Source organism: Pseudomonas sp. SWRI154 (genome assembly GCF_014268645.1).
GTDB lineage: Bacteria > Pseudomonadota > Gammaproteobacteria > Pseudomonadales > Pseudomonadaceae > Aquipseudomonas > Aquipseudomonas marvdashtae.
The window spans coordinates 1-13,827 of record NZ_JABWQW010000007.1 but is presented as its reverse complement, the minus strand read 5'-3'; the positions used below and the strand labels follow the sequence as shown (position 1 = coordinate 13,827).

The following is a 13,827-nucleotide window of genomic DNA, read 5'->3' as shown; positions in this document are numbered from 1 at the left end:
AGATATATCTTGTTTTTGCGGCGAGTTACTTGTGGATAAGGATAGGACCTTACATGAATGCTCAATGTATGCGGGGCGCGGCGACATGTATTGGTAATGATAAAGATGGTATGGGCTTAAATGTAGGTTGTTTCTGACAGCTAAACTTCTGCTTTAACCAAAGTTGCGTATTTTTCGCTCTTTCGTATGCCGGATTTACTACAAGTCTCTAGGAAATTGCCTGCTTTTTTTTCATTAAAGAGCGCCGATCATGCTCGGCGTTGGAAGGACGGACCAAGTTGTGCTGGGTCTGGAATTTCAACCTTCTCTCTTTATTGCCAAGAACAGGTGTTAACAACATGCTCAAACAACTCGTATCCGGTACCGCCCTGATCGCCGCTACCCTGGGTTCCTCGCTGGCATTCGCTGCCGATGATGCACGCTCCTCCATCCACATCACCGCGAACATCCCAACCCAGCAGTTCCATGTGCTGCCGCGCAACCCAGACTTTGGTAAAGACGAAACCATGAGCTACAACACGGTCAGCGGCACCCTGACCTCGTTGCGTCAGACCTTCGATGTGAAGAACACTGACGGTTCGGTCAACGCCTATATCGAAGGTGGCCCAGCTGCGCTGTACAACGGTCGCGACTCCATCGCCCTGACCACCGCGTTCAATGGCGTCACCCTGACCGCCAACCCTCAGGAAGTGGTGGACGATGCAACCTCCACACCCGGTACCCAGGCTGACATGACCATCGTCCCGGCCAGGCCTCTGGACACCCAGAACGGCCTCTACACCGCTGACATGACCGTCATCTTCGACGCCGTGCCGCGTCCGTAAGGCCATTCGATGCCCGGTGAGTCTCATCTCACCGGCATCGCCGCAGGTCGGCCGGTCCTCCCCAGCCGGTCGGCCCGCACCTGGAACGCCCCGATAGCTCGCTGATTATGAGAATCCGTTGATGTTTCCGATGACACCCATCGCGGGTGCGCTCGCGCTGCTGTTATGCGCGAATGCATTGGCCGCGCCGACTGCCCCCGGTACGACGCCACGAAGCCTGCTGTCCCAGGCCAAGGGCCTGCCGGCAGAGTTTGAAGCACACTTCTTCGATGTGCCCCTGGCGGTTCGTGTTGAGCTCAATCAACAGTACCTCGGTGAAGCCATGGTGGTCTTGACGCGAGATGATCGCATCACATTGCTGGAATTCACCGAAACGCAGGAAAGCACCATAAAGACTGTTGAACGCGAGCAATGGGAGCAACTTCTCAAGCAAGGGCTGGCACTGGGTGCCTGCGAGGCCAACTGTTCGTCAGGGTTGCTCGCGGTGCATTACAGTCTCGAGAATTCATTGGTATCGATCCTGACCAGGGATGTGGAACGCGTCACTGAAGCCAAGCGCTACTACGATCAGCCGGAAGGCGGCAGCCTCGGACTGATCCTCAATAACCAACTCAATATCAATGGTGGCCAGGAACAGGACACCGGTGGCCGTTATGGCCTCAACGCCAGTTCCAGTCTGGGCAACTGGAGCCAGTCGCTGGACCTCCAGCTCTCGCGTCTGGGCGGGCCGGACGACAAGGTCTATCACGCCGTCCATGAGCTCTATACCCAACGGGAACTGGAAGGCACTTTTTTTCGCCTGGGTTATTTCACCCCCAGCTCCGACGGCTTGAATCGGCAGATCCGTTCGTTCGGCGCCAACCCGGACACCGCGTTGGGGGTCATGTATGGCAGCTCCGACAGTTTGGTGATCGATAATCCCAAACCCAGCGTCTACCCCATCTACGTCACCGCCAGCCGTCAGGCTTCGGTGGAAATCTATCGCAACGGCCTGCTGATCAACACCCAGGCCGTCAGCGCCGGCTTGCAGAGCCTGAACACCCGGCCCTTGCCCGGCGGCATTTATGAAGTGGAAGTACGGCTGATCGAGGACGGGCAAACCACCGCCACCAGCCAGGAACTGGTCTACAAACCCAACAATTGGAACAGCACCGAAGACCGCTGGCGCTACAACCTGTTTGCCGGCCGGGAAACCCGGCTCTGGAGCAACTGGGAGGACCAGCCCTCGGGGTTCAACACGGCGGGGCTTGGCGTCAATTACCTGCTGCATCCTCGGGTTATCCTGGGCGCCTCCACGCGCCAGGTGCAGGACAAATTGCAAGTCGGCACCTCGGTGGACTGGACGCTGGGCAGCAGTACCAGCCTCTACGCCAACGTCTATCAGACGGAGCAGTACGGCAACGGCATGGACCTGCAAGGCCTGTACAGCTACGGCAACGGCAGCGTCGTCGCCAGCCACAACCGCAGTTGGCTCGACACCCGCAACACCTACGAAACCTTGCCGGACGGTACCCGTATCCGCCAGCGCAACGTGTTTGTCGGCCACACCAGCAATTCATCGCTGTCGGTCAACCATCGCTTGAGCAACAAGACCTCTCTCAACGGGCGGCTGGCCTACAGCGAAGGCAACGTACAGGGCACGGGCCTGGACCTGGGCTGGACCCAGCGCACGACGTTTCGTGGCAGCGATGCCAACTGGCGACTGTCGGTATTCGATCGTCCCGGCACCTCGAGCACCGGCGACAAACGCAATCGCGGCCTCGACCTGAGCCTCAGCGTGGCCTTGGGCGGCCCGGGCGAGTATTGGTCGGGCAGCATCGGCACGCGCACCTCCCGCGAGGGCGAGCGGGACAACAATGCCTCGCTGTCGTATCGCCGCAGCCTTGAGGACCACGTGCTGCAAAGCGTCTCCGGCACGGTGCTGGCGGACACCTATGGCGTGGGCCTGTCCGGCCTTGCCAGTTTCGAGACCGATTCGCTTTACGGCGATGGCTTTGTCCAGCGCTCCTCCTATAACGACAACCTCACCGGCGGCCTGAACCTGAGCAGCACGGTGGCCGTGGGCGGCCAGAAAGCCGCGTTCACCGGCGTGCCCCAAGGGCGTGGCGCGGGGATGATCGTCGATGTGGAAACCGACCTGGACGAGGTCGCCCTGCGCGCCGACGACTTGACCGGCGGCAGCACCGTGCTGCGTCCCGGTCGCAACTTCGTGCCGATCACGGCCTACAAGAACAGCATGGTCACCTTCGATTTCGAAGGGCTTCACCCACCGGCGGCGAACATCGAGCCCACGCGCACCCGTTATCACCTGAACAAGGGTGGCGTGGACTATCGCAGGATCCAGGTCCTGCGGACGGTGACGGTGCTCGGGCGCTTGTTGGACGCTCAAGGGCAGCCGCTCAAGGGCCACCACGTGATCAACCACGCCAGTCGCGGCATCAGCGAGGTGGACGGGTTCTTCTCGATGGAAATGAACGCCGGTTCGCCGACGCTGGAAGTGCGCTACGGCAACGAATTGTTCTGCCGGTTCCGGCTTGACCCGGACAGTGCGAGCCGCGAGGGCGATGTGTTGATGATCGGGGATCTGCGTTGCACGCCGGACACGTTGGCCGATACGGCGGTTGCCGAGGCTGATACTGCGAAACAGCGCTCATGAACCGCCAAGGCTGTGGGAGCACAACCCTATTGGTTAATGCAGGTCGCTTGAGATCAACGATGAACCCGTGGCGAGGGAGCTTGCTCCCGCTGGGCTGCGAAGCAGACCTCCAGGACAGCCATCACACCGCAGGGGACGCTGTCGCGTCCAGCGGGAGCAAGCTCCCTCGCCACGGGTTTACCGATTCTGGGAAAGAGCCGTGTTGCACGCAGTTATTTGTCTTGATGTATGAGGTTGTATAAATGAAACCCTTATCGGTCGCAGTGCGCAGCGTGGTCTCGGTGTTGCTGTTTGCGTGTGTGCCTGTGGCTAATGCCTTGACGCGGGACATCAGCGCGGTATTCAGGCCCGACCCGTCGAAGCCCAACGAGAATACGTTTCTCAATACCACCCCGATCAGTGGTTACTGCGCGGATCATCCATCGGAATGCAGGACGGCAAGGATGTTCAGCATTCGATTGCCCCTAATTTTCAATTCGACCAACCCTATTCAGGCAAATCATGGCGACCCCCGGCAAGGGGCGATGTTCAACATGCCGACCAGTTGGCGTGCGGCACAGATTACGCATGCAAGTACGGGCGAAACTGAAACGGTGGAAGTGCGCTGGTCCGGCCTGGGTTCGCGATACCGGCTCTCAGCCAGCGCTGTCGAGCTGGTCGGTGGAGGCGTGGATGACAGGACCGCCCATCAACGATTGTGGAGCGGTCTAAGTTGGGTATATGCCCCTGCGCCCTGTCGATACAGCGGGATGGGGTTTCTTACCAGCTCTGAATATGCTTTTTTCTGGAAAACACCGGTCGCAGGTGTGTGTGCCAAAACGGCCAATTACTTGATCCCAGGCATGTCTTACCTCTACCTGGATTTTGCCTACGAACTGCGCACACCTAACCCATTGAGGATGTCGTCCGGTCAATACACAGGGTCGATCACCTATAGCATCGGGCCTGGTCAGGACATTGACATGGGGAATGTCATGCTTCCCAACGATTCAGTGCTCACGCTCAATTTCAAACTCGACGTCGAGCACACCCTCAAAATAGATGTTCCCCCCGGCGGCAACCGCGTCGAACTGGTGCCTCAGGAAGGCTGGCAATCCTGGCTGAACAGCGGTCGCAAACCCACACGGTTGTTTCGTGACCAGCGCTTCCATATCTCGGCCTCTTCACGCTTCAAGATGGCGCTCGAATGCCAGGTCATCAGCGGCAATACCTGCGCGGTATCCGAACCCGGCACCGGTCACGCCGTACCGGTGGACGTCAGCGTGAGCCTGCCCAATGGCTTGACCGACGGCGCCGGCCAACCCGTCAACCGGCGCCCGCTATTGCGCGATGGCGGCGGCACCGAACTGTTCCAACCAGGCCAGTATGTCGATCGCGGGTTAGGAACCCTGCATTTCGAAATCGGCCGCAGCAGCGTCGAGCAAATGCTCGACAGCGGCGCCAAGGCCTATACCGGCGACGTCACGGTGGTCTGGGATTCGGAAGTTTGAAAAAAGCGTGGTTTGGCCGATCCGAGCCGACTTGAGCGATGAGGTATAGATGAAGCAATTACTGTTGGTAATCCAAGGCTTGGTCTCGGTGTTGCTGTTTGCGTGTGTGCCTGTGGCGAATGCCTTGACGCGGGACGTCAGCGCGGTATTCAGGCCAGACCCTTCCAAGCCCAACGAGAATACGTTTCTCAATACCACCCCGATCAGTGGTTACTGCGCGGATCATCCATCGGAATGCAGGACGACAAGGATGTTCAGCATTCGATTGCCCATAGTTTTCAATTCAACCAACCCTATTCAGGCAAATCATGGCGACCCCCGGCAAGGGGCGATGTTCAACATGCCGACCAGTTGGCGTGCGGCACAGATTACGCATGCAAGTACGGGCGAAACTGAAACGGTGGAAGTGCGCTGGTCCGGCCTGGGTTCGCGATACCGGCTCTCAGCCAGCGCTGTCGAGCTGGTCGGTGGAGGCGTGGATGACAGGACCGCCCATCAACGATTGTGGAGCGGTCTAAGTTGGGTATATGCCCCTGCGCCCTGTCGATACAGCGGGATGGGGTTTCTTACCAGCTCTGAATATGCTTTTTTCTGGAAAACACCGGTCGCAGGTGTGTGTGCCAAAACGGCCAATTACTTGATCCCAGGCATGTCTTACCTCTACCTGGATTTTGCCTACGAACTGCGCACACCTAACCCATTGAGGATGTCGTCCGGTCAATACACAGGGTCGATCACCTATAGCATCGGGCCTGGTCAGGACATTGACATGGGGAATGTCATGCTTCCCAACGATTCAGTGCTCACGCTCAATTTCAAACTCGACGTCGAGCACACCCTCAAAATAGATGTTCCCCCCGGCGGCAACCGCGTCGAACTGGTGCCTCAGGAAGGCTGGCAATCCTGGCTGAACAGCGGTCGTAAACCGACGCGGTTGTTTCGCGACCAGCGCTTCCATATCTCGGCCTCTTCGCGCTTCAAGATGGCGCTCGAATGCCAGGTCATCAGCGGCAATACCTGCGCGGTATCCGAACCCGGCACCGGTCACGCCGTACCGGTGGACCTCAGCGTGAGCCTGCCCAATGGCTTGACCGACGGCGCCGGCCAACCGGTCAACCGTCGCCCGCTATTGCGCGACGGCAGTGGCACCGAACTGTTCCAACCGGGCCAGTATGTCGATCGCGGGTTAGGAACCCTGCATTTCGAAATTGGCCGCAGCAGCGTCGAGCAGATGCTCGACAGCGGTGCGAAGGCGTATGGCGGTAGCGTCACGGTGGTTTGGGATTCGGAAGTGTAAGAAGAACTTGGTCTATTCAACGGATTTGAATGAGGTCGTACCAATGACAGGAACACCAGTAGTAGCGAGCTGTGTGGTTTCAACGTGTTTGCTTGTCTGCATGCCCCAGGTCAATGCCTTGACTCAAGACATCAGCGCCGTGTACCGGCCCGACCCGTCGAGGCCTCAAGAGAACGTGTTTCTGAACACCACGCCGGCGAGTGGTTATTGCGCGGAAGTTCCTTCGCAATGTCGAGCATGGAACATGTTCAGTGTCCGGTTGCCGCTGAATGTCAATTCGATCAGGCCTATCCAGCCTGGTCACATAGACGCACGGCAAGGGGCGATGTTCAAAGTGCCGGCCAACTGGCGCTCGGCGCAGATCACTCACTCAGATACTGGGGAGACCGAGATTGTCCAGGTGCGTTGGGTCGGCATAGGTTCTCGATACGAACTGCCGACCAGCGTCGTCGACCTGGTCGGTGGCGGTGTGGACCTACCGACTGCTCATGCCAAGTTGTGGAAAGACAGTTGGGGATTTCCACCGTCAGGCTGTCATTGGAGCGGTTTTGGCCGCTTTGGGGAAAATTACTACGAGTTCTTCTGGAGAACGCCCATGGAAACGGAATGCGCCAAGCAGGCCCAGTACCTGATTCCCAGCATGGCGTATCCCTATGTGGACTTTGCCTATGAACTGAGAACACCCAACCCTATGAGGATGTCGGGTGGCCACTACACGGGCATTCTGACGATTGCCGTCGGGTCGGGCCGAGAATTGGACATGGGCGATGTGATGCAACCCAGCGTTTCGGCACTCAACCTCCATTTCAAACTTGACGTCGAGCACACACTCAAGATCGACGTGCCCCCAGGCGGTAATCGAATAGAACTCGTGCCCCCGCAAGGCTGGCAATCCTGGTTGAACAGCGGAAGCAAGCCGGCGCGACTGTTTCGTGACCAGCGCTTCCATATTTCCACGTCCTCACGTTTCAAGATGATGCTCGAGTGCCAACACATCAGCGGTAACACCTGTGCCCTATCAGACGGTGCCTCCGGTCATGCCGTGCCGGTGGACGTTCGCGTCAGCCTGCCCGACGGCTTGACCGACGCGGCCAACCAGCCGGTCAACCGCCGTCGATTGTTGCGTGATGGTAGCGGCACCGAATTGTTCCAGCCGGGTTTTTATATCGATCGACGACCGGGTGCCCTGCACTTCGAGGTCGCTAATAGAGGTGTTGAGGAGATGTTGGAGAGCGGAGCCAAGGCTTATACCGGCAACGTCACGGTGATTTGGGATTCGGAAGTTTGAGCGGCCTTAAGGCCGGCAATATTCAGTGAGTTGCGTTTAATGCACGAGGTTAGAGAAGTGATGAAGCAGTTATTGGCATGGATCGGATTCTGTCTGTTTTGCGGCATGGCCCAGGCCGGGCCGCAGATTGGGGTCGGGGTGGTCTATGACTACCTCGACGGCGACAAAAGTACCTACATGAAGCGGGTGTTCAACGGCGGAACGTCCACGGCGTTCGTCAAGGTCAACATCCTGGAAATCATCTACAACCAGGACGGCACCTACCAGGAAGTGCCCCTGCAGAATCAGGCCAGCGCCACGGCCAAGGACGGCCTGATGGCCAGCCCGGCGCGGCTGATCGTGCCGGCCAATGGCATGCAAAGCACGCGATTGCTGTTCATGGGCAACCGCGACAAGGAACGGTACTTCCGGGTGCGTTTCGTGCCGGTGGTGCCGGAAGCGGAAGATGAGTTCGCTGTCAGCGAGGAGGAGCGCGAGCAATATAAAAAGGACCGGGTGGCCGCCGGGGTCAAGGTCCTGGCGGGATACGGCACGGTGTTCTTCGTGCGGCCCAAGGACACCCGTTTCGAGACCGTGATCGATGACAACGCCAGCCGTTATCTGATGCGCAACAACGGCAACAGCGTGCTGATTATCGATGAGTTCAAGGACTGTGCCGCGAAGAAGGAAAACGACTGCCGGCCGACCACCAAGCACCACGTCATGGCGGGTCGCACGTTCTCGTTCGACAAAGAGTCGGGGCGCGAATATCGCTTCACGCTGATCGAAGGCGGCGTGACCAAAAACATCGAGATCAAGGGGTGACGATCACCTTCGTCGAACCCATGCTGATGCCGAAGGTAATCAAAATGTTCAAGAAAATGGTACGGCCCCTTGCATTGTTCGCACTGGCGTCGCCCTGGGTGTCGACCTGGGCGGCGGTGGAGCGGGAAACATTCGAGCTCTACGTGACCATTCCAACGGTGGATTTTTATGTGCTGCCCCTGGACCCGCAACTGGTCCAGCGGGAACAACGCTTGCCGTTCAGCTCCATCAAAAACGATTTGACCCCGTTGCGCGCAACCTACGAGGTCAAGAACTCCAACGGCGCCATCGGCGCGCGTCTGGGCGAAGAAGCTTATTTGTCCAACGGTCGGGAGCGTATCGACTTGCGGGTGAGGTTCAACAACGTCGAGTTGACCCTGGACTCGACCCAGGTCGTGTCTGCCATCGAGGCCAGGCCCGGGCGTCAGGTGCCGTTGGAAATCGCCGCCATCAAGCCCGATGACGAGTACAAACCGGGGGATTACTACGGCACGGTGCATATGGTTTTTGATGCCGTTGCGCCGTAGGACTTTCGAAGACGTTTGTAATTTGTTCCATGAGCGCTTGTTCCCGCCGGCTTGCAAGGCCGGTCCAAGTGTTAAAGGTGCGTGCCGGTCTTTTGGCTGGCGTGCATTTCCGTTGTCTAAAATGCGACCAGTAGGAAGTAAACATGCTTAAAAAATTACTCTGCGCGACTGTATTTGGTGCCGGTGCCATGAATGGCTCTTTGGTGTTTGCTGCCGATGACGCGCGCGCGGCGATTCATATCACTGCGAACATTCCGAACAAGCAGTTTCATGTGCAGCCACGGGATCCGGAGTTTGGCAAAGATGAATACATGTACTACAACCCACTGACCTACAAATTGACCTCTTTGCGCCACACGTTTGATGTGAAGAACACCGAGGGTTCAGTCCACGCATACGTCGAGAACGGCGGCAGCGGCACGGGGACGGTCCTTCTCACCAACGGTGTAGATTTTGTTCCCTTGCGCGTTATATTCAACAATGTACCTCTGATCGATCGACCTCGGGAAGTTGTGGACGATGCCACGTCCACGCCCGGTACCCAGGCGGACATGGAAGTCATTGTTTCTAACCCGATTACTAGCCCACTCTCACCTGGCATGTATAACGTCGACTTTACGGTTATCTTCGACGCGGTGCCTCGGGTCAGCCTCTGATTTTGTGGCCAACCTCTGATTTTGTGGCGAGGGGATTTATCTGTGGCGAGGGGATTTAGCGAAACGTCGCACCGCCCCGCTGGGCTGCGAAGCAGCCCTAAATGCCCATACCCCGGTCTGTCAGGCAGATAGGGTCGACTGCTTTGGGGGCTGCTGCACAGCCCAGCGGGGATAAATCCCCTCGCCACAGTTACCTGACTGCCTGCTGCAACTCATTGCCCCGCCACCAACGGCTTGCACTGGGTCTGAGTCCCCGGCTGCAAGTACGGTGAGAGAAACGACGCCATGCCCTTGAGCACCTGCACCGGTAGTGCTGAGGTGAATTTGAAGTTCTGCGCCGACGCCCCCGGGACGTACGCGGTGAGGGTGCCGAAATGGTTGTCGCCGATGTAGAACACGAAGGTGGCGGTGCGGTTGATCGATTTGGAACTGATCACCCGCCCGCCGGCCCCGACGGCTTCGATGCGGTTGTCGCCGGTGCCGGTCTTGCCACCCATGGCCAGCGGCGTACCGTCGGCCAATTTGAAACTGCCGGCCACGCGTTTCGCGGTGCCGGCATCCACCACCTGGGACAGCGCACCGCGCAAGGCGCGGGCCACTTCCACCGGCATCACGCGCTTACCGTTTTCGGGGTTGCTGACCAGTCGCGTTTCATAAGGCGTTCCGACGGCGAACTGCAAACTGTCGACGCGCAGCGCCGGCCGGCGGACACCGTCGTTGAGGATCGTACCCACCAATTCCGCGAGCGCGGCGGGGCGGTCGCCGGAGCTCCCGATGGCGGTCGCCAACGACGGCACCAAATGGTCGAACGGGTAGCCGACTTGCTGCCAGCGCTGATGGATATCAAGGAAAGCCTCAATCTCCAGCATGGTGCGGATGCGGCTGTCGCGGGCGCTCTTGTGTCGGCTCTTGAACAGCCAGCTATAAACTTCCTGGCGCTCGAACTGGCTGGCCTTGACGATCTGGCTGAACTTGGCGTCGGGGTTGTTCAGCAGGTAGCCCATCAGCCACAAGTCCAGTGGGTGGACCTTGGCGATGAAACCCTGGTCGGGCAGGTCATAGGCGCCAGGGCCATAGCTTTGGTAGAGCCGTTCGAGGCGTTCGTTGGTGAGTTTTTCGGCGTTCTTGGCTGACTTCAGGTGCGCCCGTACGAAGCGGTTGAAGCTTTCCTGGCTGTCGTTGGGAAAGAAATAACGGTGCACGGCGGCCAGGCGGATCGCGGTGGGGCGCATGCCGTCGAGGAAGGTTTCCAGGCGCTGGGCGGTGTCCTTCTTCTGGTATTTCTTCCAGAACCTGAGCAGGAACGAAGTCCCTTCGCGGTCGGCGAACTGGGCCAGGTACTCCTGGCGGCGCGGGTCCTTGTCGTCTTTGAGCAGTTCGGAACTGTTGTTGGGCCCAGCGTAGGTGGCGTAGCGCACCAGGTCGCGCATCAGGCGGATGAACGGCAGGTTGATGGATTCTCGCAAAGAGTCGCGCAGCGTGGGCAGGCGACCGTCGTCTTCCTTGCGAAAGTTGTGGAAGGTGTGCAGCCCGCCACCGGTAAAGAACGCCTCGCCGGGGCTGGCTGAATACGTGCGGTCCAGTGCTGCTTCGAGCATTTTTGGCAGGTTGCGGTCGGTGTTTTCGATCAGATAGTCCACCGCCCAGCGGGACAGGCGGTCCTGCTCGGCGATCTCGGTTTTCTTCAACGCCGCCGGGGTCTGTTGGGCATAACGCTCATGCAGTTCGGCGATGATCTGCAAATAGGTGGTCAGTACCCGAAGCTTGGCGGTGGAACCCAGTTCCAGCTTGCTGCCTTCGTTGATGTCGAAGGGCTGGTCGGTGCTGTCGGTCTGCACCCGCACGCGCGAGCCATCGGGGGTCAGTTCCAGCAGGGTGAAGCTGTAGCGCACCTGGGTGGTGCTGGTGGGGGTCAGCAGGCGTTCTCCCATCAGGCCGATCTCGGCGGCGAAGGCCGGGTCGGCCAAGCGCTTGAGGTACTCGGTGGCCTGGGCCTGCAAATCGCTTTGCAAGGTGCTGGTGGCGGAGAGGTCGAGGCGATCGAGGTCGTACAGCGGGCGGTTGAGCAACGTGGCGAGGCGACTGCGGGCGGCGCTGATGCCTTTGTTGGTTTCGATGGGCTGGACGGTCGGGTCCTGGACCCAGTCGCGATAGGTGACCTTGCTCGCAAGGGCTGCCTCGGCCAGCGCCCCGTCGATCACGCCGTTCTGTGCCAGCAAGCGGATGTGGCTGTCGGTCAGCCGTGCCAGTTCATCGTGGCCCTTGGACAGGTAATGGGACGGTCGGCGCTGGGCAATCATCAACGAGAGCATTTCCCGCAGGGCCAGGCCTTTTTCCGCCAGGCTCTTGGGGTCGGTGGCGGTGCTGAACAAGCGTTCGTTGGCGCGCTTGAAATCGGCGCCGTACCAGACCCGCAAGCCTTCGGCCATGCCGTGGACTTCACCATGCCCCGGCACGGCGGAGAGCGGCACGCTGTTGAGGTAGTCGCGGATAATCCGCTGCCGTGCCTCGAGGGTCTGCGGGCCGGCCTGGTAGGCGCGGACGCTGGCGGAAATCATCTGGCGGATTTTTTCCGCCCCCGACACGGTCAGGCCTTCGGGGGAGTGGCGGTATTTTTCCAGCTGGGTCGCCAACGTACTGCCACCGGCCGATTGTCCCGGCAGGCTCAGCAGCTTGGCCACCTGCGACCACGCCGCCATGCCGAAGCGCGGCCAGTCCACGGCCGGGTTGGCGAGTGGCTGCTTGGGGTCGAGCAGGAAGCGGTTTTCGATGAATAACAGGCTTTGCACCACCACCGGCGGGATCGCTTCGAAGTTCGCATACAGTTGCTGCGGGTATTTGAACTGATAGACCGGCGCCGCGCGGCAATCGGTGATGGTCAGCCCGGCCTGGATCTTTTCCGCATAGGGTACGAACAGGCCTTTTTCGACGTAGTCCATCAAGGTCGGTGAAAAACGCGCCTGGGCCTCGATTACGTAATCACGCTTGAGCAGTCGTGGCAGGAACTCCCCCAGGGCGCTGTAGCCCAACCGTCGATCGAACGGGCCGGCCCCGGGATAAACGATGGCATCGCTCGGCCCCGGTTGCACCGAATAGGTCAGGGACGCGGCGTACTGGCTGAGCTCCCGGGCCTGAAACCGCGACGTGCGCATTTCCTTGGCCGCCGCCAGGCCGACTACCACGACGATAATCAGCAACAACAACCAGAATGCCCGCCAGCCATGCCGTACGCGGCGTTTTTTTTGAGGTAAAGGCGCTTCTTCCATACGTTCAGTCGGGACCACAGGTTCATTCGAATCGGTTTGCCACAAAGCGCCCATAGTCGACTGATCCATTAAGCAGATTGATCGGACTTGCTTGAAGCTTAGACGGTGGTTGGCGTGGGGGGAGGGGAAATTGTGGTTGGCACGGAAGTCATTGAGTGACGAGGCCGTTGTGGCGAGGGAGCTTGCTCCCGCTCGGCTGCGCAGCAGTCGTCAGCTTTTGAAAGCTGAAAAGCGAGGGCGGCTTCGCCCCCCAGCGGGAGCAAGCTCCCTCGCCACAAGAGCGGTCAGAGCCAACTGTCATCCCAGAGCGGATAGTCGCCAATGCGCTCCACCAGGCCTGCGCGAAGAGGGTTGGCAATAATGTAGCGGGCGCAGGGCAACAAGTCCTGATTATCGCGGATTGCCCTGTCGTGAAAGCCGTTTTGCCAGAACGCGCCCTTCCGGCCCATGACTTGGTTGATCGAAAGGGTACTGCGAGACTTGACCCTCTGCATCACATCAGACAGTTGAGCTTGTTCCAACTGTACCAACCAATGCAGATGATCCGGCATCACAACCCAGGCGAGCGAGTTAACCTGACTTTGCTCATGAGCCTGACGCATTTCTGTCACCAGCAAACGGCCCAACTGCCAGTCCTTGAAGATCGGTGTGCGTTGGTGAACGACTGTGGTGACGAGGTAACCTCGCCCCGCTTCTGATGAGCGTCCATGACGCAGCCTATGAGAGTTTGGGTGTAGGGGATGCATTCCGTGGCTTCCTGTGGCTGGGATACTCCTTGACGGTAGCTTCGCCCACGACGACCTGACGCCCTTATACATGAACGACTTTTCTGAAATCGCCGTAGTCCCGTGGCGAGGGAGCTTGCTCCCGCTGGGTGGCGAAGCCGCCCTCGCTTCGCGGCTTCTGAATGCAGGCGGCTGCTGCACAGTGAAGTGCGCCCCAAAAGCTGGACACTGGCTGGCTAGGCTATCGCGGACTGAGCTCGGTACGCTACAGGGCTTAGCCCGCCCAGTTTCATC

10 protein-coding genes are annotated in these 13,827 nt (G+C 59.2%); 8 read left to right on the top strand and 2 right to left on the bottom strand.

What is annotated here, in order from left to right; translation table 11 throughout:
* Nucleotides 1-338 precede the first annotated feature (338 nt).
* The 8 genes from HU806_RS08180 (at nt 339) to HU806_RS08145 (ending at nt 9,542) form a co-directional block, all read left to right on the top strand.
* Complete coding sequence (locus HU806_RS08180) at nt 339-824, top strand: CS1 type fimbrial major subunit (RefSeq protein WP_186610914.1); 486 nt, start codon at nt 339-341, stop codon at nt 822-824.
* A gap of 121 nt (nt 825-945) precedes the next feature.
* Nucleotides 946-3,480 carry a TcfC E-set like domain-containing protein gene (locus HU806_RS08175; RefSeq protein WP_186610913.1) on the top strand — a complete coding sequence of 845 codons (2,535 nt, stop codon included), beginning with the start codon at nt 946-948 and terminating at the stop codon, nt 3,478-3,480.
* 242 nt (nt 3,481-3,722) lie between these two features.
* Nucleotides 3,723-4,970, top strand: coding sequence for a hypothetical protein (locus tag HU806_RS08170; protein WP_186610912.1), 1,248 nt, complete (start codon nt 3,723-3,725; stop codon nt 4,968-4,970).
* Between the two features lie 49 nt (nt 4,971-5,019).
* Nucleotides 5,020-6,267, top strand: a complete 1,248-nt coding sequence (locus HU806_RS08165) for a hypothetical protein (protein WP_186610911.1) — start codon at nt 5,020-5,022, stop codon at nt 6,265-6,267.
* 43 nt (nt 6,268-6,310) lie between these two features.
* Nucleotides 6,311-7,555 (top strand): hypothetical protein, encoded by a 1,245-nt coding sequence (locus HU806_RS08160; RefSeq protein ID WP_186610910.1) that lies wholly within the window; start codon nt 6,311-6,313, stop codon nt 7,553-7,555.
* 60 nt (nt 7,556-7,615) lie between these two features.
* Nucleotides 7,616-8,359: a molecular chaperone gene (locus HU806_RS08155; protein ID WP_186610909.1), complete on the top strand. Its 744-nt coding sequence runs from the start codon at nt 7,616-7,618 to the stop codon at nt 8,357-8,359.
* 44 nt (nt 8,360-8,403) lie between these two features.
* Nucleotides 8,404-8,886: a CS1 type fimbrial major subunit gene (locus tag HU806_RS08150; RefSeq protein ID WP_186610908.1), complete on the top strand. Its 483-nt coding sequence runs from the start codon at nt 8,404-8,406 to the stop codon at nt 8,884-8,886.
* A 143-nt stretch (nt 8,887-9,029) separates the two neighbouring features.
* Nucleotides 9,030-9,542 (top strand): CS1 type fimbrial major subunit, encoded by a 513-nt coding sequence (locus tag HU806_RS08145; protein ID WP_186610907.1) that lies wholly within the window; start codon nt 9,030-9,032, stop codon nt 9,540-9,542.
* Nucleotides 9,543-9,754: 212 nt separating this feature from the next.
* On the opposite strand, the gene HU806_RS08140 is transcribed toward HU806_RS08145, so the two are convergent.
* Nucleotides 9,755-12,862: a transglycosylase domain-containing protein gene (locus HU806_RS08140; RefSeq protein ID WP_186610906.1), complete on the bottom strand. Its 3,108-nt coding sequence runs from the start codon at nt 12,860-12,862 to the stop codon at nt 9,755-9,757.
* 230 nt (nt 12,863-13,092) lie between these two features.
* Complete coding sequence (locus tag HU806_RS08135; RefSeq protein WP_186610905.1) at nt 13,093-13,554, bottom strand: REP-associated tyrosine transposase; 462 nt, start codon at nt 13,552-13,554, stop codon at nt 13,093-13,095.
* Nucleotides 13,555-13,827 lie beyond the last annotated feature (273 nt).